25 protein-coding genes are annotated in these 22,122 nt (G+C 70.9%); 9 read left to right on the top strand and 16 right to left on the bottom strand.

Going from position 1 to position 22,122, the window contains the following annotated elements:
* Positions 1–98 precede the first annotated feature (98 nt).
* Complete coding sequence (locus tag DVK05_RS07060; RefSeq protein WP_121562685.1) at positions 99–707, top strand: helix-turn-helix domain-containing protein; 609 nt, start codon at positions 99–101, stop codon at positions 705–707.
* A gap of 68 nt (positions 708–775) precedes the next feature.
* Positions 776–943 (top strand): hypothetical protein, encoded by a 168-nt coding sequence (locus DVK05_RS17075; RefSeq protein ID WP_158598853.1) that lies wholly within the window; start codon positions 776–778, stop codon positions 941–943.
* A gap of 19 nt (positions 944–962) precedes the next feature.
* Here the strand turns inward: DVK05_RS17075 and DVK05_RS07065 are convergent, their stop codons facing one another.
* The 3 genes from DVK05_RS07065 to fer all read right to left on the bottom strand — a co-directional run bounded on the left by DVK05_RS07065 (position 963) and on the right by fer (position 3,207).
* Positions 963–2,198 carry a TIGR04347 family pseudo-SAM/SPASM protein gene (locus DVK05_RS07065; protein WP_121562686.1) on the bottom strand — a complete coding sequence of 412 codons (1,236 nt, stop codon included), beginning with the start codon at positions 2,196–2,198 and terminating at the stop codon, positions 963–965.
* A complete protein-coding gene (locus DVK05_RS07070; protein WP_121562687.1) occupies positions 2,195–2,599 on the bottom strand; it encodes an Htur_1727 family rSAM-partnered candidate RiPP in 405 nt (134 codons plus the stop codon). Before DVK05_RS07070 ends, DVK05_RS07065 begins: the two co-directional genes overlap by 4 nt.
* A gap of 218 nt (positions 2,600–2,817) precedes the next feature.
* Complete coding sequence (gene fer, locus DVK05_RS07075; RefSeq protein WP_049931604.1) at positions 2,818–3,207, bottom strand: ferredoxin Fer; 390 nt, start codon at positions 3,205–3,207, stop codon at positions 2,818–2,820.
* Positions 3,208–3,439: 232 nt separating this feature from the next.
* Here fer and DVK05_RS07080 point away from each other — a divergent pair, with 232 nt between their 5' ends.
* Positions 3,440–4,309 (top strand): CheF family chemotaxis protein, encoded by an 870-nt coding sequence (locus DVK05_RS07080; RefSeq protein ID WP_121562688.1) that lies wholly within the window; start codon positions 3,440–3,442, stop codon positions 4,307–4,309.
* 83 nt (positions 4,310–4,392) lie between these two features.
* Positions 4,393–5,310 carry a heavy-metal-associated domain-containing protein gene (locus DVK05_RS07085; protein ID WP_121562689.1) on the top strand — a complete coding sequence of 306 codons (918 nt, stop codon included), beginning with the start codon at positions 4,393–4,395 and terminating at the stop codon, positions 5,308–5,310.
* A 249-nt stretch (positions 5,311–5,559) separates the two neighbouring features.
* Here DVK05_RS07085 and DVK05_RS07090 read toward each other — a convergent pair whose 3' ends face one another.
* The 8 genes from DVK05_RS07090 to DVK05_RS07125 form a co-directional block, all read right to left on the bottom strand.
* Positions 5,560–5,793, bottom strand: a complete 234-nt coding sequence (locus DVK05_RS07090) for a hypothetical protein (RefSeq protein WP_053770891.1) — start codon at positions 5,791–5,793, stop codon at positions 5,560–5,562.
* Complete coding sequence (locus DVK05_RS07095; protein WP_121562690.1) at positions 5,790–7,781, bottom strand: TRAP transporter fused permease subunit; 1,992 nt, start codon at positions 7,779–7,781, stop codon at positions 5,790–5,792. The genes DVK05_RS07090 and DVK05_RS07095 overlap by 4 nt, the downstream gene beginning before the upstream one ends.
* 155 nt (positions 7,782–7,936) lie before the next feature.
* Complete coding sequence (locus DVK05_RS07100; protein WP_121562691.1) at positions 7,937–9,046, bottom strand: TAXI family TRAP transporter solute-binding subunit; 1,110 nt, start codon at positions 9,044–9,046, stop codon at positions 7,937–7,939.
* A gap of 173 nt (positions 9,047–9,219) precedes the next feature.
* A complete protein-coding gene (locus tag DVK05_RS07105) occupies positions 9,220–9,648 on the bottom strand; it encodes a universal stress protein (RefSeq protein WP_121562692.1) in 429 nt (142 codons plus the stop codon).
* A 51-nt stretch (positions 9,649–9,699) separates the two neighbouring features.
* Complete coding sequence (locus DVK05_RS07110) at positions 9,700–10,521, bottom strand: fumarylacetoacetate hydrolase family protein (protein ID WP_121562693.1); 822 nt, start codon at positions 10,519–10,521, stop codon at positions 9,700–9,702.
* 21 nt (positions 10,522–10,542) lie between these two features.
* Positions 10,543–10,890: a cupin domain-containing protein gene (locus DVK05_RS07115; protein ID WP_017344206.1), complete on the bottom strand. Its 348-nt coding sequence runs from the start codon at positions 10,888–10,890 to the stop codon at positions 10,543–10,545.
* Positions 10,887–11,675, bottom strand: a complete 789-nt coding sequence (locus DVK05_RS07120) for an SDR family oxidoreductase (RefSeq protein WP_121562694.1) — start codon at positions 11,673–11,675, stop codon at positions 10,887–10,889. Before DVK05_RS07120 ends, DVK05_RS07115 begins: the two co-directional genes overlap by 4 nt.
* A gap of 143 nt (positions 11,676–11,818) precedes the next feature.
* Entirely contained in the window at positions 11,819–13,138 is a 1,320-nt protein-coding gene (locus DVK05_RS07125; RefSeq protein ID WP_121562695.1) for a DUF362 domain-containing protein, read from the bottom strand.
* Positions 13,139–13,318: 180 nt separating this feature from the next.
* On the opposite strand from DVK05_RS07125, the gene DVK05_RS07130 reads away from it, so the two are divergent.
* The 5 genes from DVK05_RS07130 (at position 13,319) to DVK05_RS07150 (ending at position 18,270) form a co-directional block, all read left to right on the top strand.
* Positions 13,319–14,428 carry a mandelate racemase/muconate lactonizing enzyme family protein gene (locus DVK05_RS07130; RefSeq protein WP_121562696.1) on the top strand — a complete coding sequence of 370 codons (1,110 nt, stop codon included), beginning with the start codon at positions 13,319–13,321 and terminating at the stop codon, positions 14,426–14,428.
* 35 nt (positions 14,429–14,463) lie between these two features.
* Positions 14,464–15,684 (top strand): mandelate racemase/muconate lactonizing enzyme family protein, encoded by a 1,221-nt coding sequence (locus tag DVK05_RS07135; protein ID WP_121562697.1) that lies wholly within the window; start codon positions 14,464–14,466, stop codon positions 15,682–15,684.
* Between the two features lie 179 nt (positions 15,685–15,863).
* Positions 15,864–17,024: an acyl-CoA dehydrogenase family protein gene (locus DVK05_RS07140; RefSeq protein ID WP_121562698.1), complete on the top strand. Its 1,161-nt coding sequence runs from the start codon at positions 15,864–15,866 to the stop codon at positions 17,022–17,024.
* A gap of 189 nt (positions 17,025–17,213) precedes the next feature.
* Positions 17,214–17,606 (top strand): CopG family ribbon-helix-helix protein, encoded by a 393-nt coding sequence (locus tag DVK05_RS07145; protein WP_053770881.1) that lies wholly within the window; start codon positions 17,214–17,216, stop codon positions 17,604–17,606.
* Positions 17,607–17,685: 79 nt separating this feature from the next.
* Positions 17,686–18,270: an isoprenylcysteine carboxylmethyltransferase family protein gene (locus DVK05_RS07150; protein WP_121562699.1), complete on the top strand. Its 585-nt coding sequence runs from the start codon at positions 17,686–17,688 to the stop codon at positions 18,268–18,270.
* Between the two features lie 34 nt (positions 18,271–18,304).
* Here the strand turns inward: DVK05_RS07150 and DVK05_RS07155 are convergent, their stop codons facing one another.
* The 5 genes from DVK05_RS07155 to DVK05_RS07175 form a co-directional block, all read right to left on the bottom strand.
* On the bottom strand, positions 18,305–18,598 hold the full coding sequence (locus tag DVK05_RS07155; RefSeq protein ID WP_121562700.1) for a chorismate mutase: 294 nt from the start codon (positions 18,596–18,598) through the stop codon (positions 18,305–18,307).
* A gap of 23 nt (positions 18,599–18,621) precedes the next feature.
* Positions 18,622–19,515 (bottom strand): shikimate kinase, encoded by an 894-nt coding sequence (locus DVK05_RS07160; RefSeq protein WP_121562701.1) that lies wholly within the window; start codon positions 19,513–19,515, stop codon positions 18,622–18,624.
* Between the two features lie 96 nt (positions 19,516–19,611).
* Positions 19,612–20,241: a hypothetical protein gene (locus DVK05_RS07165; protein ID WP_121562702.1), complete on the bottom strand. Its 630-nt coding sequence runs from the start codon at positions 20,239–20,241 to the stop codon at positions 19,612–19,614.
* Positions 20,238–20,699, bottom strand: coding sequence for a hypothetical protein (locus DVK05_RS07170; RefSeq protein ID WP_121562965.1), 462 nt, complete (start codon positions 20,697–20,699; stop codon positions 20,238–20,240). Before DVK05_RS07170 ends, DVK05_RS07165 begins: the two co-directional genes overlap by 4 nt.
* On the bottom strand, positions 20,696–22,051 hold the full coding sequence (locus tag DVK05_RS07175) for a hypothetical protein (protein WP_121562703.1): 1,356 nt from the start codon (positions 22,049–22,051) through the stop codon (positions 20,696–20,698). Before DVK05_RS07175 ends, DVK05_RS07170 begins: the two co-directional genes overlap by 4 nt.
* Between the last annotated feature and the right edge of the window lie 71 nt (positions 22,052–22,122).

The following is a 22,122-nucleotide window of genomic DNA, read 5'->3' on the forward strand; positions in this document are numbered from 1 at the left end:
CGCGACCCCGACGCCGACCCTTTTCAAACCGACGAGCGCAGCGCCGGATTCCGGGAAACCGCCGAAAGATGAAACCGACGCCGTCCGTAGCGACCGACATGTCTGACGCCGCCGGCGCCGAGGGTGACCGCCGCCTGCGGGTCGACCTCGACGTCGATCCGAGCGGCGACCGCGGCTGTCCGATCGTCGCCGAGGCCGACGAGGCCGCCGAGGTGGCGGTCAACGCGGTCGGCGACGAGTGCGTGGTCGACGTGACGACGCCGGACGGCGACGTGCGCCGCGGGACCGGCGAGGTCGACGAGGACTGCCTCTGTCACGCGTTCGGGCGGCTCGGCTGCGTCCCGCACTTCCGCCGCGTCGAGGACGGGACGGTCCTCGTCACGACATACGTCGACGACCGCGACGCGGTCCGCCGGCTGGTCGGGGAGCTCCGGGAGGTCGTCGACCGCGTGCGGCTCGTGCGGCTCGCGGTCGTGGAGGGCCCGGACGCGACCGAACAGGTCACCTTCGACCTCTCCGCGCTGACGCCGAAACAGCGGCGCGGGCTCGAACTCGCGGTCGTCCGCGGCTACTTCGACGACGACCGCGACGTGCGCCTGAGCGAACTGGCCGACGAGCTAGAGATCAGCAAGTCCGCGCTCTCCCAGCGGCTCCGCACCGCGCAGGCGAAGCTGGTGACGGACGTCTTCGACGGCGCCGAGCGGTGAGCGGCCCCCTTGAAGGGGTACACCGGTAAAGCGGGAGGCGGAGGCCTCGCCGGCCCCTCGGTCCGGACATGGACGACGAGGACCCGCCGGCCGTCGAGCCGGTCCGAGACGACGCCACGCTCGAACTCGTGCGCGACGCCATCGGCGTCGCTCGCGGCGAGGTGCCCGCGGAGCGCTTCTCGGCGAAGTACGGGACTGGGGGAGACGCCGAGGGCGCGGGCGAGGAGCGGGAGTGAGCGCCGCCGGGCGAGCGCCTCAGTCGTCGGCCGGCGCGGACCGGTCGGCCGCGTCGATCCGGGCGAGCGCCTCGTCGCCGGCGCGCTCGGCCTCGGTGAGGTAACACTTCGGATCGGGGGCGAACGGGTCGCCGTGCGCCGAGAGCGCGCGGAGCCGCGACCCGCCGCGGCAGATCGACCGGTACGCGCAGTCGGCGCAGCGGCCGGTGAGGCGGTCCTCGCGCTCGCGGAGCCCGGCGAGGAGCGGGTTCGACTCGTCGGACCAGATCGCGCCGAACGAGCGGTCGCGGACGTTGCCGGGCGAGTACCCCTGCCAGAACTGCGTGAGGTGGACGTGGCCGACTGGGTCGACGTCGGCGACGCGCTCGCCGGTCGGGTCGCCGCCGTTGCGTTCGAGGTACCGGTAGATCAGGCGGGCGCGGTCGGTCCCCATCTCGCGGTCGGCGTACTCGACGAGGTGGCCGGCGTCGGCGTAGTTGCCGACGAGCAGCGTCTCTATCTCCTCGCCGGCCGCGTGGTACTCGCGGGTGAGGTCACAGAGGTCGGTGACGGCCTGCCGGGTCGCCTCCGGCGAGAGGTCGACGTCCGAGATGTCGGCGCCGCGGCCGCCGTAGTCGAGGTGGTAGAAACAGAAGCGGTCGACGCCCACATCGACCAGGAGGTCGACGACGCCCGCGAGGTCGTCGACGTTGTGCTCGGTGATCGTGTACCGCAGGCCCGTCTTGAGCCCGACGTCGAGGCAGGCCTCGATACCGCGGACCGCGGCGTCGAACGCGCCCTCCTCGCCGCGGATGCGGTCGTTGCGCTCGGGGAGGCCGTCGACCGAGACGCCGGCGTACTTGAGCCCGGCCTCCTTCAGCTCCCGGGCGCGGTCGCGGGTGAGGAGCGTGCCGTTCGTCGAGAGGACGGGGCGGATCCCGCTGTCGTCGGCGTAGGCGATCAGCTCGGGCAGGTCCTCGCGGACGAGGGGCTCGCCGCCGGAGAACAGGAGGACGGGGACGCCGAACTCGGCGAGGTCGTCGATGAGCGCCTTCCCCTCCGCGGTGGAGAGCTCGTTCGGGGCGCCCTCGGCGTCGGCGCCCGCGTAGCAGTGCTCGCAGTAGAGGTTACACCGCTTCGTGGTGTTCCAGACGACGACCGGCCGGCGCTGTTTCTCCTCCGTGATCTGCGACTCCTCGGAGTCGTCGGCCGCGTCGTACCGGAGTCCGTCGCTCTCGGCGTCGAGCCCGCAGAGGAGCTTGCTGACGGAGATCATCGCGACCCCTCCTCGTCCGCGTCGACCGCGGGCGCGCCGGCGCGGGAGGCGGTCGGCGTCCCCTCGGTCTCCTCGTAGACGCGCGGTTCGTCCGCGTCGGCGGCCTCGTCGTCCGTTCCGTCCGGGTCGGCCGCCTTCCCGTCCGCCTCGTCCGCGTCGCCCGCGAGCGACTCCGCGGAGTACCGGGACACCTCCGCGGCCGGACACACCCACACGTCGCGGGCGTACCACGCGAAGAGCTTGCTCGCCTCCTCGTGAGCGACGTCCGGCGTCGGCGCGGCGACGGTGCCGACGTGGCGGAGCGGGTCCGACTCCGCCTCGCGGACGAACACCTCGAACCGGCGACCGTCGGCCGACCGCGGCCCGTTCGCGTCCTCGGTTCGGTCCGTCTTCTCGACCATACCCCCCGTACGGACGGTTCCCCGAACGGGGTTTCGCGCGTTCTCACGGCCGCGAAATTCGCCCGAACAGGTTCGGGCGGCGAGGGCGACGCTCGGTCACCGGGTCGGCGCCGCCCGCCGCGGGCGGGCGCCGTCGCTGGCGGAGCGGCGAGAGATGCGAGGACCGCGAGCGGCGCGGTCCCGCGTGAGAACGGCCTGTCACCACAGGAGAGAGCCGATCAGATGACGCGGTTCTGCAGGTAGTCGAGGTGTTTCGCGTTGTAGACGATCTTGACCTCGTCGGTGGCCGGGCTACCGATACAGGTGAGGCGGACGTTCTTCTCCTCGACCTCCTCGTCGGAGAGGATCTGCTGCATGTCCATCTCGATGTCGCCCTCCTTGACGATGGACGCGCAGTTCGCACAGGCGCCGGCGCGGCACGAGAAGGGCCAGTCGTAGCCCTGCGCCTCGGCCGATTCGAGGATGTACTCGCCCTGGTTCACTTCGAGGGTGCCGTAGTCCTCCTCGTCGAGGCCCGCGTCGGCGGCCTCCTCGAAGAGGTTGTCGTCGTCCATCGACCAGCCGTGGTCGTCGAGCACTTCGTAGTTGAGGTATTCTACTGTGGGCATCACCTGCCGGTTTGGTGCCCACCTCATTAGGCTTTGCTGTTCCCCAGCCGACCGCCCCGACGCCGGGCGCCGTCGACCGAACAAATTCGGTCCCGTTCGGCGAGTCTCGCCGCTCCGATCCCCCGATCCGACCCGCTCGATCGGCGGCCCGCGGCGCTCGGGTGACAGATCGTTATCACGACTGATACGGGGTGAGTAACAATAAATAGCGTACGGCGCTCAGGAGACACCGATGGAGGAGTCCGTCGTCGCCGACTTCGTCGGCCGCGTCCACGCGGCGAGTTTCGGGACCGACGAGCCGGTGACGGGTCGCGTCCTGTTGAGCCAGCGGCGAATGGTCCTCGCGACGGACGACGGGAAGGAGACGATTCCCCTCTCCCGGGTGTTCGACGTCGTCGTCGGGAGCGTCCCGGGCGACCTGCGCTCGTTCTTCAACGACAGCGTCACCGTCGCGTACGACCGCGACGGGTCGCGGCGCTCGGCGCTCGTGGAGGGCGAGGCCGAGGACATGGACCGGTTCGTCCGGCTCCTGTTCAAGGTGTTGTTGCGGAACGTCACCGTCACCGTGCGGCACCCCGCGAAGGTCGGCGGGCGCGTCACCGACGCCAGCGACCACCGCGCCTCGGTGTCGGTGTCGCCCGGCGAGATACGCTTCGGGGACTGCCCCGAGCCGTTCGTCGTCGACCTCTCGGCCGTGATCGACTACGAGCGGACCGACCGCACCCTCGGGGGCACGAAGCGCCCGGCGCTCGTCTTCCGCCACGTCACCGACGGACAGACGGTCACGTCGATCGCGACCGTCCCGAACGAGCGGGCGCTCAACATCCTCGGCCGGTACATCAAGATCGAGTACGACGAGGCCATGGAGGACCTCGACTCGTTCGACCCGACCGAAGAGCAGCTGGAGATCCTCGTGTCGATCTACTCCGCCGGGGGCGAGGCGAACATCGCCGACGTGGTCACGGGCGACGTCACCCAGACCTCGATGATCCTCGACACGCTCCGCGAGGCCGACCTCGTCGCCGACGGCGACAGCGGGGCCGCGCTCACCCGGAAGGGGCAGATGATCGTGAGCTCCTACCTCGAATCGGTGAACGCCTGACGCGCGTCTCCGGCGCGTCGACCGCCGAACGCGCCGCCCCTGCGGGGGGAAGTTTCATGCTTGTGTAACCGTAGATACCTCTCATGCGAGACAACGACCACCGCGGCGGCGAGACGCCGCTCGACGCCGTGGTCCGCGAACGCGGAATCGACGCCCCCGACGCGGCCGGGGAGCGCGGCCCGCCCGGGGACGAGGCGCCCGCGGGCGACGCCGCCGGATCGGGCCCGCGGGTCGCCCGCGTCCCGTCGGACCACGACCACGACACGTTCTCCGTCGAGGGGATCGACACCGACCGGCGCGAGGGGCTGGTGGAGGCGGTCCTCCGCGACGTCGACGGCGTCAGCGCCGCCTCGGCGACCCGGCGCAACGGGACGGTCGGCGTTCACCACGACCCGTCGGTGTCGCGCGAGGCGCTCCGCGAGGTGTTGGCGGAGTGCGGGCTCGTCGTCGCGCCCGGCGACGAGGCGTTCGAGGCGCGGCGGGCCGCGCAGTTCGCGTCGGCCCGCGTCGCGGTCGCGGTCCTCTTCGGGCTGATGGTCGCGACGCCGTACATCGCGGTGCTGTACCCGACACGGGTGGAGTGGCTGTTCTACGACCCCGTGACGGTCCAGTACCTCCAGTCGATCCTCGACTCGTCGATGACGACGCACTTCTTCGTGAACCTCGGCGCGCTGTCCGGGCTCGCGTTCCTCGTCGCCTGCGCGCCCGCGATCCGCCGCGCGGTCGCCGCGGCGCGCGACGGGCGGTTCACCAACGAGGCCGCGTTCGTCGGGGGCGTCGCCGCCCTCTACGGGTACAGCACGCTGGTCGCGTTCGCCGGCGTCGAGGGCGCGGTCCACTACGACCTCGTCGCGTACGCGGTCGTCGTCGCCACGCTCTGGACGGAGTTCGGCGTCACCGACGCCGCGACCGACCCCGCGTCGAGCGACGACGCGGCGGCGGAGGCGCCGGCCGACGTCGACGCCGACGAGCCGGTCGCGATGACCGACGGCGGTCGCTGACGCGGTTCGCGTTCGCGGCGCTTTCCTCGCGGTACGTTCTCGCCCCCGCGTTGTTCGACGGTTACCCGTTTCCCGCGCTCGCTCGGGAACGTCCCGCTCGTGCGAGCGAGCGGACTGCTCGCGGACGTGACTGACGCCCGTTCGACGAGCGGAGGCGGTCACTGTCGACGGGTCGAGGGCGGCGTCGCGGCGTGCGGTCGAACGGGGGCGAAGAAGGACAGTCGCGGCGGCCGGGGGCCGCCCGCGGCCTCAGAGCAGTTCGAGGTAGATGAGCAGCCACCAGACGTAGCCGCCGGTGAGCGCGAGCGCGGTGAGCAGTTCCAGCGCGCCGACGTACTTCGAGCCGTGCGTCCGGCGGAACGCCTGGACCTTCTCCACCTGGTTCCACACCGGCAGCAGCGGCTCCGGAATGATCTCGTCGAGCCCGCCGGCCTGCTGTGCCGACTGCTCGGCGACCGCCTCGGGGGAGTCGTCGTCGCTCATTGGCTCGCCCCCCTGCCGAACGGCAGCGTGAGACCGCGGATCATCACCTTCTCCGCGACGAACACGGCCGCGAAGACCGCGATTCCGGCTATCTTCGCGACGTTCGACGGGTACACCATGATCAGCACGCCGAGCGTCGCGAGCAGGGCTCGCGCGCCGAGCTTCCGACCGGGGCGCATCTTGAACGGGTAGTTCAGCCCGTAGATGATCGTCACCGCGCCGAGCAGGACGAGCAGCCCGACGTACAGCGTGTTCAGCCCGACGTCCATCGAGATCAGGCCGGGGTTGTAGACGAACGCGACCGGCAGGATGAAAAGCGGCGCGGCGATCCGGATCGCCGCCCCGCAGGTCCGCCAGAAGTTCGCCTCCGCGATCCCCGCGGCTATCACCGCCGCGGTGGCCACCGGCGGCGTGATCCCCGCGAGGATCGCCGCGTAGAACATCGTGTAGTGGGCGGTGATCGCCGGGACGTTGAAGTCGGAGACGAAGGTCGGGACGATGAGGATGGCCACGATGACGTACGCGGCCACGGTCGGCATGCCGACCCCCATCAGGATGGCGACCCCCATCCCGAGCAGCACCGCGAACAGCAGCACGCCGCCCGAGATGTTGATGAGCAGCAGCGCGATCTTCGCCGGGATCCCGGTGGTGCTGAAGAGGTTCACGACGCCGCTGATGACGACGAGGATGATCGCGATGGGCGCGAGGATGATCGCGCCCCGCCGGATCCCGTGAACGGTGTTTTTCACCTGCGTGACGACTTCGCTGACCGGGCTGACGCCCGAGCTGTCGACGACCCGCTGGAGCGGCGGCATGAGCGTCCCCGTGATCATCATCGCGACCACGGTGTACAGCGCGGAGGTCATCACGGTGTACTGCGCGATGCCGAGCAGGTAGATGAGGATCCCGAACGGGACGCCGAACCGGATCGCCTCGAACACCTTCTTCTCGGTCGAGAGCGTCTCGTCGAAGAACTCGGAGAACTCCATGTCTTGGCTGCTGGAGTCCGAGATGGCGAGGTAGTGGACCGCGATAGAGATGGAGACGACCAGGATGGCGGCCGGCACGAGGCCGGCGACGACGATGTCGAGGTACGGCACCCCGAGGTACGACGCCATCACGAACGCGGACGCCCCCATCACGGGCGGCAGCACCTGCCCGGAGGTGGACGCGACCGCCTCGATGCCCGCCGCGCGGTGGCCCTTCATCCCGGCCTCCTGCATCGTCGGGATGGTGAACGAGCCCGTCATCGCGGCGTTGGCGGTGTACGACCCGTTGATCGAGCCGATGACCGCCGAGGAGAGCACCGCGGTCTGGGCGATGCCCGACTCGATGTACTTCGCGGCGACGATGGCGACGCGCAGGATCAGGTCGAACGCGCCGTACGCGAACAGCAGCCCGGCGTACAGCAGGAACGGCGCGATCCACGAGGCCGTGATCTGCGTCAGGCTCCCGTAGAACCCGTACAGGTCCGTGACCGTCGCCTGGAGCAGCGTCGCCTGGTTCATCCCCGCGTGGCCCAACACGCCGGGGACGAGGTTCCCGAACATCGCGTACCCGAACACGGCGAAGACGAGCCCGAGGAACACGTTGCCGAACTCGCGCCACGTGAGGTACATCAGCGAGAGGATCACCAGCCGCGCGAGCATGTACTCGTGTTCGAGCGCGTACCCCTGCCGCTGGAGGTACACGTCCTGGAAGTTGATCGCGAAGAACGCCGACGCGGTCATCAGCGCGAGCGACGCGGGGATCAGCACGGCGCCGTCGATCCAGTCGCCGTCCGAGATGGCGAGCCGCGTCTCGTTGAGCGCGTACACGGTCAGGATGCCGCCGACGAACGCGGTCGCGAACCGCACCTGCGAGATCGCCTGCGTCTGCGCCCAGTAGAGGACGCCGGCCCAGAACAGCAGCGCCGCCCCCGTGACGGTGACGTCGAGTCCCCGAAGGAGTCCGGACTCGGAGTCCGTCGAGGCCGTTTCCGTACTCATTGGCGCGGCTGTACCGCAGAGCGGCTGGTCGGTCGCCCGGACGTGAGTGATAGTGTCATAGTTGGTGTCTGAGTTGTCGGTTACGTATTCGATGATTTTAAATTACTGATCGGTACACCGCGGCAAACGGAGAGGAAAACCCGGTTACCGACCGATTAGGGGCTTTCGCCTTCGGTCAGGCTGTCGTCCCAGGCGTCGTTGTCCCGGTAGTACTGGACGGCGCCGCGGTGGACTGGGATGTTCTCGCGGGCGGAGCCGAGCATGTCGGCGGTCGACTCGAAGTCGTTGAACTGCGCCTCGCCCTCGTTGACGGTGTCGTTGTGCTCGTCGACGACGCGGCACAGCTCGTAGACGGCGTCCGGGTTCGCCTCGGGGTTGAACGTGTAGTTCACCTCGAGGTTCCAGTGGAACACCTCGTCCGTGCCGATGTCCGTGCCCGCGATGGACCAGTCGTCGTAGCTCGTGGTGCCGGTGCCGGCCCCGTCGTACGACTCGGCGGACTCGATGAGCGCGTCGGTCGGCTCGACGTAGTGGATGTCGACCCGGGAGGCGATCTCCTGGACGAAGCCGGTGTACCGCACGCCGGGCGTCCCGTACGCGATGCTGGCGTCGATGGTCCCCTCCTCCATCGCGCCGGGCGCGGAGTCGACGCCCATGTTCTGGATGTTCATCTGGTCGAAGACGTCAGCCGTCGGGTCCTGCGACCAGACGTCGAGCGTCGTCGCGCGCGTCGAGTACCCCGGCTCGGCCGGGTAGACGTTCGCGCCGGCCAGGTCGTCGAACGTCTCGATCCCCGTGCCGTCGCGGGCGATGACGTAGATGCTGTACGGGAACGCGTAGAAGCCGTACTGCGGGATGCGCTCGACCGGCTGCTCCGAGAACGCGCCCGTGTCGCTGAGCGCCTTCGACAGCGAGTTGTTGTCGGTGATGCCGGCGTTGAACTGGTCGTTCGCCATCCGGCGGATCGTCCCGATGTATCCCGGGCTCTCGATGGTCGAGTAGCTCAGCGTGTCGCTCTCCTGGCTCACCGCGCGCTCGACCGCCAGGCCGACGTCCTGCGTCCCGCCGGCCGACGTGCCGACGCGCAGCGAGAGGTCCTGGCTACCGCCGTCGCCGCCGTCTCCGCCGTCCATGCCGTCGCCGCCGTCGGAGCCGTCTCCCCCGTCGCCGCCGTCCCCGCCGCCGGAACAGCCGGCGAGTCCGGTGATGCCTACCGCGCCGGTACCGTACAGGAACTTCCGCCGATCGATTGAGTTCTCGGACATACTCAACAGAGTACTCCCAGTCGATCATTAACAATGTGTCTGTTTATTTCAGTTCAAACCGAAGGAATATTCATTATAGTGGTCGTCAGCGAACACGTCGCCGGAACGGGTTACCCGTCGAGGGAGGCGGTATCGGATCCGATTACCGGTCGGGATCCCGGTACCGGCGCCGGTTACTCGTCGAGGATGACCGTCACCGGTCGGTCGGCCGCGAGCAGCACCGACTGCGTCGTGCTCCCGAACAGCATCTTGCCGGTCGGGCTCCGCCGCCGCCCGCTCATCGTGATGTTGTCGACGTCGAGCTCCTCGGCGACCTCGATGATCGTCTCCGCGGGGTCGCCGTGCTCGCGCCGCTTCGACGTCGCCACCCCGGCCTCCTCCAAGCGCGCCTCGACGGCCGCGACGGCCTCGGGGAAGTTCTCCTCGTTCCACACGTCCTCGGAGTCGACGCGGCCGCCCTCGCCGCTGACCTCGAACCCCTCGTAGACGTTGAGCAGCACCGCCTCGACCTCCTCGGCGGCGTTCGGGAGCGACGCGACCGCGTCCGCGGCGGCCGGCGCGTGTTCGGACTCTCCGCCGACCGGCAGCAGTACCCGGTACATACCCGCCACTACCCGAAAGCAGGTAATAAAAGTAGCTGCCGGCTCGCCGGCCTACCGCGTCACCGGCGCGGTGACGGACCCGATCGACTCGACGACCGCCCGCACCTCGTCGCCGGGATAGATGGGCGCCGCGCCGGGCGTCCCGGTGCTGAACAGGTCGCCGGGCTCCAGCGTCATCACGTCGGAGTGGAACGAGACGATCTCCGCCGGCGGGAACAGCATGTTCCGGATCTCGTTTTCGGCCCGCACCTCCCCGTTGACTTCCGTCCGCACGGAGAGCCCCTCCAGGTCGACGGGGCCCTCCGGCACCGCGAGCGCGGCGCCGGGGACGAGGAACGTGTCGTAGCTCTTCGCCCGCGTGAGGAACCGCGGGTTCCGCTGGAGCACGTCCTCGGCGGTCATGTCGATCACGGGGAGGAAGCCGGCGACCACGTCGTCGACGTCGCCCTCGGCGACGTTCCGACACGTCCGCCCCATCACGACCGCCAGCTCGGCCTCAGCGGTCACCCGCTCGCTCTGCGACTCCGGGGGCAGCCGGATCGGGCCGCCGGGCCCCGTCAGGACCGACCGGGGCTTCATGAAGCTCGCCGGCTCGTCGGGGCGCTGCTCGTCGAGGTCCCCGGCGTGCTCCTCGTAGTTCAGGCCGATCCCCCAGAGCTTCCCGAACGGCTCCAGGGGCGCGCCGAACGACACGTCCGCTGCCGGGACGGGGTCCGCCGGCGCGTCGGCCGGGTCTCCAAGGTCGCCGGCGGCCGCCCGCGGGAGCGCCGCTCGGACGCTGCCCAGGTCGGGCTCGACGGCGCCGAGCGGGACGTACCCCTCGTCGTCGCCGAGGAGCGGCTCGCCGGTCGCCGTGCGCGCGAGGTACTTCATCGCGGGGTGGCTCCGTTCATCTCACTCCTCCCGGTCCGTCCAGAAGTCGAACGAGCGCCCGGGCGCGAACACGTCGAGGCCGACCGCGCGCTCGTCGCCGGTGTTCTCGACTCTGTGGGGCTCGTTCGACTCCAAGAGGACGGAGTCGTTCTTCTGAAGCGTGACCTCGTCGTCCTCGGAGACGACGGTGAGCTCGCCCTCCAGGCAGAGGCACACCTGCTCGTTCTCGTGGTCGTGCATCGGGGAGCTGTGGCCCGGCGGCTTCTCGAACCACTCGAAGGAGAACCGGTCGCTGCCCGCCATCGAGACGCGGCGCCAGCCCTCGTCGGGCTCGTACGTCTCCGCCTCGTCGAACGCCACCGGCTTCATAGGTTCGCTCCGGTGGAGCCGCCGTCGATCGGGAGGGCGGTGCCGTTGACGTACCCCGACTTCGGCGACGAGAGGAACGCGACCGTGTTGCCGAGCTCCATCGGGTCGCCGATGCGTTCGAGCGGGTTCTGTGCCCAGTCGTCGAGCCCCTCCTCGTAGGAGTCGTAGTCGCCGCGCTCGACGGCGGCCTCGACGAGGTCCCGGATCCGGCTCGTCTCGTGGGGGCCGGGCAGGACGGCGTTCGCGCGTACCTCCGGGGCGAACTCCTTCGAGAGGGTCTTCTCCAGCCCGATGACGCTCATCCGCACGGAGTTCGATAACACGAGGCTGTCGATGGCCTCCTTGACGCTGCGGGAGGTGACGTTGACGATGGTGCCGCCGTCGCCCTCCTTGAGGTACGGGTACGACTCCCGCGCCAGTCGGACGACGCTCATCACGAGCAGGTCGTAGGCGTGCTGCCAGTCCTCGTCGTCCGTGTCGAGGAACGCGCCGGAGGGCGGGCCGCCGGCGCTCGTCACGAGGTGGTCGATCGTGCCGAACTCGTCGACGGTCGCCTCCACGAGCGCCGCGACCTCGTCCGCGTCGGTCAGGTCAGCCGAGTGGGCGACGACCTCCCCGGTCGCGACGGCCTCGACCTCCTCCTTCGCGTCCGCCAGCCGCTCCTCGTCGCGGCCGTTGATGACGACGTCGACGCCCTCGCGGGCGAGCGCCTTCGCCGATGCCTTGCCGAGCCCGCTGGACGATGCGGTGACGAGCGCCGCGTTGCCGTCGATCTGTAGGTCCATGTCTCACCCATCCCGAGTGCGGCGTGAAAACGTTTGCCTACAGGCAACCGGGCGGTCTCAGGCGACGACGCGGCGGGTTCGACCGGCCGACGCGGAGGGGTTCGAGCAGCCGACTCCGAGGGCTCGACGGGCCGACGCGACCGCTACGCGTCCGCGTCGCCGTCGGCCACCGCCTCGAACGTCGCCGTCCCCGCGTCGAACGTCACCGCCTCGCGGTCGGTCACGACCGCGGCCTCCGGGAGGTCCTCGATCAGGGCGTCGGAGACGCGGAACTCGCCGAGCTCCTGCGTGTTCCGGATCCAGACGATCCGGGCGGTCTCCGGGTCGTACGCCCCCAGCGCGGCCGCCGCGGTCCGGAGCGCGAACTCGTCGTCCGGCGCGACCACGGGGAGCTTGGACTTCGCGAGCGAGCCGCTCGTGAGCGCGTTCGCGTACGTCTTCTTCAGGTCCAGCTGGTCGACCGCGGCCCGCCGGGTGAGGTCCGCCAGCCCGATCCCGTTGCCGTTCCCCTTCGTCGCCTCGGTGAGTCCCCGGACGTAGATGAGGTCGATGTCGGGCGTCTCCGGGTCGGGGGCGTTGAGGACGCGGTAGCGACCGATGACGTTCGTGTCCATGCCGGCGCCGGAGATCTCCTTGCCGATCTCGTCGACGACCAGCAGGTCGACGTCGTCGACCGGCAGCGTCGGCATCTCCTCGTAGGCGCGCTCTAACAGCGCCGGCTCGCGGTCGAGGAACGAGCCCGCCGGGACGCCTTCGACGTGGCCGATCTCCTCCTCGAAGTTCTCGACGAGGGCGACGCCGCCGACGATCGGGGTCTCCTCCTCGATGACGTCGAGCGCCGCCGTCAGCGTCTCGACGTACCCCTCGGCGATCGCCGTCGAGTGGAACGCCTTCGCGCCGCGCTGCTTGCCGAGCCCGACGACGGTCATCTTCGCGAGCCCGCTCTCGATCGGCCCGGTGAAGTTGGTGTGGGCCTTCACGCGGTTCACCACTACGGCCGCGTCCGCTTCGAGCGCCGCCTCGGCGAAGTACACCGGCGTCTCGGCGTCGCCGACGGACACCGTCGCCAGCTCCGCCGCCGCCATGCGCGCGTCGATCGGCGCGCCGACGCTCTCCTCGGTGATTCCGAGCGCCGCCAGTACCTCGCGCTGCCCCTCGGGCGTCGCGCCGCCGTGGCTGCCCATCGCGGGCACGACGACCGGGTCGAACCCCCGCTCGTCGAGGCGGTCGACGACCCCCGCCGCGACCTCGTCGATGCGGTCGATCCCGCGGCTGCCCACCCCGACCGCCACGGTCGCCCCCGCGGGGAGGCCGTCGAGGTCGAGCGCGTCGAGCGACTCCCGGGCCGCCCCGACGGGATCGTCGAGGCGCTCCGTGCGCGGCTCGTACCGCACCCGCGCGAACTCCGGAAGCGGCTGCGGGTCGATGAGTCCGTCGACGTCGGCTCGCTCGGGGAACTCCATACGGGGCCCCTCGCGGCGCCGATACAAAAGCTGCCGGTGGGCGCCGTCGGCGGGAGCCGGCGGGCGCGCCTCTTGCGCCGCGGCCCGAAAACGACCGACGACGGCCGGACTGTGGGCGGCGCGACCGAGAGCATTGCCGATACAGCGGGCTACTTGTACCCGTGTGACGCCGCACCACGCATGCAGATAACCGAAGTCGAGTCGTTTCCGATCAAGCTGCCGCTGGAGTCTCCCGTCTCCTTCTCCAACCGGACGCTCACCTACCGGGACCACGCGATCACGTACGTGCGGACGGACACCGGCCACGAGGGGGTCGGCTACTCGCTGGGGTACGAGGGGGCGGGGCTCATCGCCGACGCGGTCGAGTCGCTGCTGGCACCGCCGCTCGTCGGCGAGGACCCCCGCGACACCGAGCGCCTGTGGCACGAGATGTACGAGGGGAACGTCCAGATCGGGCGGAGCGGGCTCTTCTTGCGCGCCATCTCGACGGTCGACATCGCGCTCTGGGACGTGAAGGCGAAGGCCGCCGACATGCCCCTCCACAAGCTGCTGGGCGGCCATTCGGAGTCGGTCCCGTCGTACGCCAGCGGCGGCTACTACCGCGACGAGAAGGGCCACGAGGCGCTCCGCGGCGAGATGCGGCGCTACGTCGACGAAGGCCACAACGCCGTGAAGATGAAGGTCGGGCGCCTGTCGGCCGCCGAGGAGGCCGAGCGCGTCGCCGCCGTGCGCGACGAGATCGGCGACGACCGCACCCTGCTGCTCGACGCCAACGGCGTCTGGGAGTCGACGACGGAGGCGCTCCGCAACTGCCGGGCGTTCGCGCCGTACGACCCGTACTTCGTCGAGGAGCCCGTGATGATCGACCGCGTCGACACGATGGCCGAGGTGAACGACGGGATCGACTACCCCGTCGCCACCGGCGAACTGGAGGGGACGCGGCACAGCTTCGCCCGCCTCGCCGACAGCGGCGCGGCGTCGATCCTCCAGCCCGACGCCACCGTCTGCGGCGGGATCACGGAGTGGCTGAAGATCGCGAACCACGCCTCTGCGTACGACATTCAGATCGCTCCCCACTACAACTGGAACCTCCACGCCTCCCTGCTCGGCGCCGTGGAGAACGGGCTCTGGGTGGAGTACTTCTACCGCGACATGGACGTGAAGGCGTTCGACGACGTGGTCGCCGACCCCCTGAAACCCGGCGACGACGGGAGAATAGACCTGCCCGACCGCCCCGGTCACGGCGTCCCCCTGGACGAGGACGCGCTGGAGCGGTTCAGAGACGACTGACTCGGGGATACCAGCGAAACACAAACACCACACACATGCGAGACTACTCAGACCAGATCGACACCCGCGACCCGGACCGAGACGTACAGATCACCGGCCTCGACGCCTGCGTCGTCGAGGGGAACTTCGAGTGGAACCTGATCAAAGTGGAGACCGACGCCGGCGTCACCGGGATCGGCGAGGCGTACCGCGGCGGCGGGATCCCGGAGCTCGTCGAGTACACGAACCGGTTCCTCGTCGGCGAGAACCCGCTCGACGTGGGGCGGCTCGTCCGGTACGTCTTCCAGGAGATGTCGGGCCACGGCGGCACGACCGGGAAGGTCGTCACCGCGGCGTCGGGCATCGAGATCGCGCTCTTAGACGCCGCCGGGAAGATCCTCGGGCTCCCGGTCTACCAGCTGCTCGGCTCGAAGTACCGCGACGAGGTCCGGATCTACTGCGACTGCCACGCCGGCGAGGCGTACGCGGTGGAGGACGGCGCGACCGCCTACGCCGACGCCGAGGCGTACTCGCCGGAGGCGTACGCCGCCGAGGCCGCCCGCGTCACCGACATGGGCTTCTCCGCGCTGAAGTTCGACCTCGACCTCCCCGCGGACAACGAGAACGACCCGTACAACGGGCGCCTGACCAACGCGGCGATCCGGGAGAAAAAGGAGATCGTCGCCGCCGTGCGCGACGAGATCGGGTACGACGTCGACCTCGCGTTCGACTGCCACTGGGACTACTCCGTCGAGAGCGCGAAGCGGCTCGCCCACGAGTTGGAGGAGTTCGACCTGATGTGGCTCGAGGACCTCGTCCCGCCCGAGAACATGGAGGCGCAAAAGGAGGTGACGAAGGCGACGCGGACCCCGGTCGCGACCGGCGAGAACCGCTTCCGCGTGTTCGAGCTGTCGGACCTGATCTACGACCACGGCGTCGACATCGTCACTCCCGACCCGACGACCGTCGGCGGCCTCACGGAGACGATGCGGATCGCCGACCGCGCGGAGGAGAACTACATGCCGCTGTCCCCGCACAACGTCTGTAGCCCGGTCGGGACGATGGCCTGCGTCCACCTCGGCGCCGCCACGCCGAACTTCGACCTGCTGGAGTACCACGCGCTGGAGGTCGACTGGTGGGACGACCTGCTGGCGCGCGACGAGCCGCTGATCGAGGACGGCCGCATCGAGGTCCCGGAGGCGCCCGGGCTCGGGATCGAACTCGACGAGGCCGTCGTCGAGGAGCACCTGCTCGACGGGACGGACGGCTGGGATTGAGGCGCCGCGAGGGGTCGCCCGCCGACTGAGGTCCCGGGCGGTCGCCGGCCCGCTTCCGCGGCCTCCGCCCGGCGGCGATTTCGGCGTCGCCCCCGGCTCACTCGACGGCGAAATCGGCGGTTTTGGTCGCTGAGCGGACACAACTATACTTATTTATCCTTGGGATCGCAAGCGATCGTATGCTGGATTACTTCGACATGGAGTCGACGCTGTCAGAGGAGGAGCGGCTGCTCGTCGACTCCGCGCGGTCGTTCGTCGACGGGGAAGTCCCCGACATGGGAGACCACTGGATCGAGGGCACGTTTCCCACGGAACTGATCCCGAAGATGGGCGAGATGGGCTTTTACGCGCCGAACCTCGACGGGTACGGCCTGCCGGGCGTCAGCGAGACGGCGTACGGCCTGCTGATGCGCGAGCTAGAGGCGTGTGACTCCGGGCTCCGGTCGATGGCGAGCGTCCAGGGCGCCCTGGTGATGTACCCGATCCACGCCTTCGGCAGCGACGAGCAGAAGGAGGAGTGGCTCCCGCGGCTCGGCACCGGCGACGCGGTCGGCTGCTTCGGGCTCACGGAGCCGGAGCACGGGTCGAACCCCTCCGCGATGGAGACGATGGCCGAGCCGGACGGCGACGAGTACGTCCTGAACGGCTCGAAGACGTGGATCACGAACTCCCCGATCGCCGACGTCGCGGTCGTGTGGGCGAAGGACCACGGCGAGGAGGGGACGCCGGTCCGCGGCTTCCTCGTCGAGACCGACCGCGACGGCGTCACGACCAACAAGATCGACGAGAAGCTCAGCCTCCGGGCGTCGATCACGGGCGAGATCAGCCTCCAGAACGTCCGCGTCCCGGCCGAAAATCGCCTCCCCGGCGTCGAGGGCATGAAGGGCCCGCTGTCGTGTCTGACGCAGGCGCGCTACGGCATCGCGTGGGGCGCGGTCGGCGCCGCGCAGGACTGCTTCGAGGTCGCCCGCGAGTACGCCACCGACCGCGAGCAGTTCGGGAAGCCGATCGGCGGCTTCCAGATGCAACAGGAGAAGCTGGCGGAGATGGCGACCCAGATCACGCTCTCCCAGCTGCTCGCCCACCGGCTCGCGGACCTCAAGGAGGCCGGCGAGATGCGGCCGCAGCACGTCTCGATGGCCAAGCGTAACAACGTGCGGATGGCCCGCGACCAGTCGCGGATCGCCCGGGAGATGCTCGGCGGCAACGGGATCACCGCCGACTACTCGCCGATGCGCCACATGGCGAACATGGAGACGGTGTACACCTACGAGGGCACCCACGACATCCACACCCTGATCCTCGGCGAGGACCTCACCGGGATGCAGGCGTACCAGTAACCCCGCCCGCCCCTCATCCCCCGACTCCTATCTTCGACGGACCCGACGGGCGAGCCGTCCGCGCGGACCGCGTCGGCGCACGGCGGTCGCCGACTGGAGGCCGTCGCGGTTGGGATGGGAGGTCGTCGCGGTTGGGCGAGCGGACCGGCATACCGACCCTCTTTTGCTCGCCGGTCCGACGACGAGGTGATGCGAACGAGTTTCAACGTCCCCGAGGGGCTGATCGAGGAGTTCGACCGGACGTGGCGGGACGAGGGGATCGAGAACCGGTCGCGGGCGGTCCGGGAGGCGATGCGGGAGTACGTCGAGTCGCACGCGCGGCTCGAAGACACGGCGGGCGAGGTCGTCGCGCTACTCGGCTTCGACTACCGTCACCACGAGGTGATCCGGGAGCTCCACGGCGTCCAACACGAGTACCAAGACGTCATCCTCAACACGAGCCACACCCACCAAGGCGAGTGGTGTCTCGAATCGCTGTTCTGCCGCGGCGACGCCGCTCGCGTCCGCGAACTGACCTATCGGCTCCGCGACTTCGACGCCGTTCGCCGCGTGAAGGTGATGATGATCCGCGACGGCGATTGACTTCGGAGTTTCCGGACCGCCCGACGCGGAACCGGCCGGACCGTGGGATTGATACCTGTCGGTTCGCCAACTAGACTCGATGCTCGGACTCGTCGCGTTCGCCGCCGCGGCGGGCTGTCTTCTCGGGCTCTCGGCGGTGATGATCGTCTCCCTGCTCGCGCCCGAGCGTCGGCTCTGGCCCGCGGGCGACGACGACCGGAAGCGCCGGGTCTACCTCGCGTTCAGCCGCCCGCTGTTGCCCGCGGTGTTCGCGACCGGCGTCCTCGACTGGAACGCCGGCCCGCTCGCGGCCCCGTGGCACCTCGGCGTCGGCGCCGTCGGCGTGCTGGTCGCGTTCGGGGTTCTCAACAGGTCCGCCGTCGACCTCGGCGAGGCCGCGACCGAGGGGCGCGAGGACGAACTGCGGACCGACGGCGTCTACCGGTACACCCGGAACCCGCAGAACGTCGGCTACGTCCTCCTGTTCGCGGCGTACGCCGTCCTGGCGAACTCCCCGCTCGCCGGTGCGCTCGCCGTCGCCACCGCCGCCTTCTCCGTCCTCCAAGTACTCGCGGAGGAGAGCTGGCTCCGGGAGGTCTACGGAGACGCCTACGACGAGTACTGCGAGCGCGTCCCCCGATTCGTCGGCGTCAGGACGCTCACGCGCGTACTCGACGACGACTGAATTTCGGGAGCGCTCCGACGCGGCGACGGCGCGCTCACCGATTCTCCCGCTGTTCGACCTTGTTCAACTCGATCAGCAGCCGGAAGATGGCCTTCACGAGGTTGGCGTCCACGTCGAAGCGCTCGGCGTTCTCGCCGGCGCGCTCCATCACGCGCTCCTCTTGGCCCTCGTCGGTGGTGGGGAGGTCGCGCTCCTCCTTCACGGCCGCGACGGTGTCCGCGACGTACGTCCGGCGGGCGATCAACTCGACTATCTCGCGGTCGATGTCCTCTATCTCGCGTCGCAGTTCGTCGAGGCTCCGGTCCTCCGCGTTGGGTGTGTCACTCATTGGTAGTGGGGTGGGTCGTGTGGTCACTCGACGGCCGCGCCGTCGTTTCTGGTCGTCGTCCGTCGCAGCGTTCCGGGGCGCTCGCCCCAGGCGTCGGCGACCGCGTCGAGGTCGGTTTCGGGATCGTCGGGGTCCGCGACGGCGACGACGCTCGGGCCGGTCCCCGACAGCGACACCGCCGTGGCGTGCGGCATCGCCTCGACCGCGGGGTCGGCGTCGAAGCCGAGCGCGGCCGAGAACGCCAGCCCGTTCACCGTCATCGCCTCGCCGTACCGGCCGTCGAGCGCGAGGTCGGCGACGAGGTCCGCCATCGGCGCGACGGCCTCGCAGCGCGCCACGTCGGCGTCGGCCGAGTAGGCCCGCTCGGGCGGGGTCCAGACGAGGGCGTCCCAGTCGACCGCCTCGCGGCGGCGCAGCTCGTCGGCGCCGTTGTCGGTGACGGTGACGCCGCCGAGCATCGACGCGGTCGCGTCGTCGAACGCGCCCGTGACCGTGACGCCGGCCTCGCGGGCCGCGCGCACGCCGAGCCGGCAGGCCGCGAGGCGGGTGACCTCGACCGCGGGGTCGTCCGGGTCGTCGCCGACCGCGAGCCCGAGCGCGTCGCAGGTCGCGAGGACGGCCGCGTTGGCGGCCGCGCTGGAGCTCTTCAGGCCCGCCGCCAGCGGCACGTCGCTGTCGGTCCGGACGCGGCCGCCCTCGCCGTCGCCCCAGCGGTCGGTCGCGAGCGCGACGCAGCGCTCGATCAGGTCGGTGTCGGCGGCGGCGTCCTCGGCTATCTCGCCCTCGACGCCGTCGGCCGCGGGGTCCAGTTCGACCGCCGCGCGCGTCTCGACGTCGAGGCCGAACGCCGCGCCCGTGCCGGTCGCGAGCGCGTTCAACACGGTCCCGGCGCCGAGCGCCGCCGCCTGTCCCTCCATGGGTTCACGGCTCGCGACCGCGGACAAAGAGGTAGCGATCACGGCGAGTCTCTCTGCCGGGGGCGGAGCGGAACCGCGGCCCCGATCGAGGTCGCGTCAGAGCGGCTCCGCGCGCCGCACCGCCGCGTCGACGGCGTACCGGTCGCGCTCGGGACGGACCGGCGTCTCGTCGCTCTCGAAGCGGATCGTCACGTCGAACGACCGCGAGCGGCCCTCCCCGAACCGGTCGTCCGGGGAGAAGCGGCGCGTGACGTAGCCGAATCCGACCGGTTCGCGCTCGTCCGTGCCCGGGCTGACGGCGTACGCGTCGGCGCGGAACTCGACGGTCCCGTACTCGAACCGGCCGGCGTTCCGGACGGTCAGGCGGGCGCGAACTCTGGTCCACCCGCCGCCTTCCGTCACCTCGCGGACCGTCGCGTCGGTCACGACGAGCCCGGAGCCGTCGGGACCGACCTCGTCCGGGGTCGCCTCGCCCTCGGACTCCCCCCCGTCGCTTCCAGCGTCGCCGCCGGACCCGCTTCCCCCCTCGTCGCCGTCGGCGTCGCTCCCGTTCGCACCGTCGCTCGTCTGTCGGGCGTCCGAGCCCTCCTCTTCCGACGTGACGAGGCAGCCGGCCAGGAGTCCGGCGGCGCCGACCGCGAGGACGCCTCGCCGCGACGCGCGTCGGATCGGTCTGTCCGGTCGGTCGCCGTCGCCGGACCCGGACCGGCTTCGTTCGGCGGTCATCGCATCACCGTCCCGAGGACGCCGGTCGACGCGCCGACGGCGCCGGCGACGAACGCGGTCGCGAGCGTCGGGACGACGGCGTCGACGAGCCCGTGCGCCTGCGCGGCGGCGTCGCCCTGCGAGACCACGATCACCGTGACCGCGATCAGCCCGTACGCCAGCGCGCCGAGGCCCGTCCCGAGCCCGCAGGTCGTCGCCGCGGAGCCGACGCCGCGGGCGCGCGAGCCGACGAGGACGCCGAGGACGCCGGCCAGCGGGACGGCGGAGACGAGGACGGTCGCGGTCGCGGCGAGGTACGACTGCGCGACGAACACCGGGCCGAACCGCGCCGTCTCGCCGGTCGCGGCGGTCGCGAGCGCCGCCTCCGCCCAGCCCGTCGCGGCCGCGCCGACGATGCCGACGCCGGCGCCGACTAGGGCGAACGCCGCGGCGACGAGACCGATCTGGTTCGCGTTCACGCGCCGGTCACCCACCCGTGCCGCAGGCGGCCGTGCCACCCGGTCCGCTCCTCCCACGCGTCGCCCGAGAAGCCGGTCGCGAGCAGGAACTCGCCCGCCCGGACGAGGTAGCCGTACTGGACGCCGGCGTGCTCGTCGAAGCCGTACCGCTCGCCCTCCGCCTCGCGGTGGTAGAAGCGGTGCCAGGCCGTCGGGCTGTCGTCGGTCCCGCCGTCGGCGTCGGTGGCGTTTCCGCCCTCGGACGCGTTCCCGCTGAAGTCGGACCCGGCGAGCGTCGCCTCGGGGTCGACCGGCGCGCGGCCCTCGGTCGCCCCCTCGTCGAGGGCCGTCGAGAGCCGCGCCTCGGCGGTCTCGGCGTCCGGGTACCGCTGGACGTGGACCGGGACGCCGTCGAGCTCGCGGGGCCAGCCCTCGAACGCCTCCTGCTGGCGGGTTCCCAGCGGTGGCCGCCGCGCGTACGCGACGAACAGCTCCTCGACGCGGTCCTCCGACTGGGGGATCGGGCCGAGCCGGGCGCGGAGCTCCCGCTGCCGCTCGGGGTCGAACGCGTCGCCGTAGATGCGCGGGATCCGGTCGCGGTCGACCCCGTCGCGGTCGTACGGGCGGTGCGCGAACGTCGAGAAGTCGCGGCTCGCGACGGCGAGCTCGACGAGCGTGCCGCCGGTGACGCGGCCGCGCTCGGGGTCCTCGGGCGGGAGCGGCGCCAGCAGTCGACGGAACAGCCGGTTGTAGATCGGGTCCCGAGAGAACTCCTCTTCGACGTAGATGGAGGTTCCGACGCTCGCGAGGTCGCGGCGCATGCGGTCGAGTTCCTCCAGCGCGCGGTCGACGTCGTTGCGCGGCGCGAACTCCCGCAGGACGCCGACGTGTCGCTCGACGCGGGCGCGGATCCGCGGGCCGGGCGAGAAGTGCGGTTCGAGCGCCTCGGCCGCGCGGTCGGCGGCGGTCTCGCCCGCGGCCGCGACCGCGTCGACCTGTTCGGTCGCGATCGCCGCCTCCTCGTCGACCGTCGCGCGGACCGACCGGACCGTCGCGACCGCGTCGGCTATCGCGTCGCGGTACGTCGCGACCGCCGCCGGGTACTCGGTCGCGAACCACACCGCGTCGTCGACGACCGCGCGCGTCGCCGCCGCCAGCGCGGCGTTGGCGGCCGGCGGGTCGCCGTCGGTCTGCTCGGGCGGGTCGTCGGGAGGGCCGTCTTCGGGCGGGTCGCCGTCGGGGTCGTCCCCGTCGCCCGGCGCGTCGGCGCCCGCGGCGGCGTCGGGGTACTCGACGCCCTCGACGCCGAGACACCCGGCGGTCCCGGCGAGGGCGGCGCCGACCCCGAGAAGCGCCCGTCGCGTCCGTTGCATGCCACGCACTCCCCGCGGCAGGAACTTAAATGTGGTACGCCGATTCTCGCGGCTGAGGCCGCCCCGCCGCG

Source organism: Halorubrum sp. Atlit-8R (assembly GCF_003666025.1).
GTDB classification, from domain to species: domain Archaea; phylum Halobacteriota; class Halobacteria; order Halobacteriales; family Haloferacaceae; genus Halorubrum; species Halorubrum salinarum.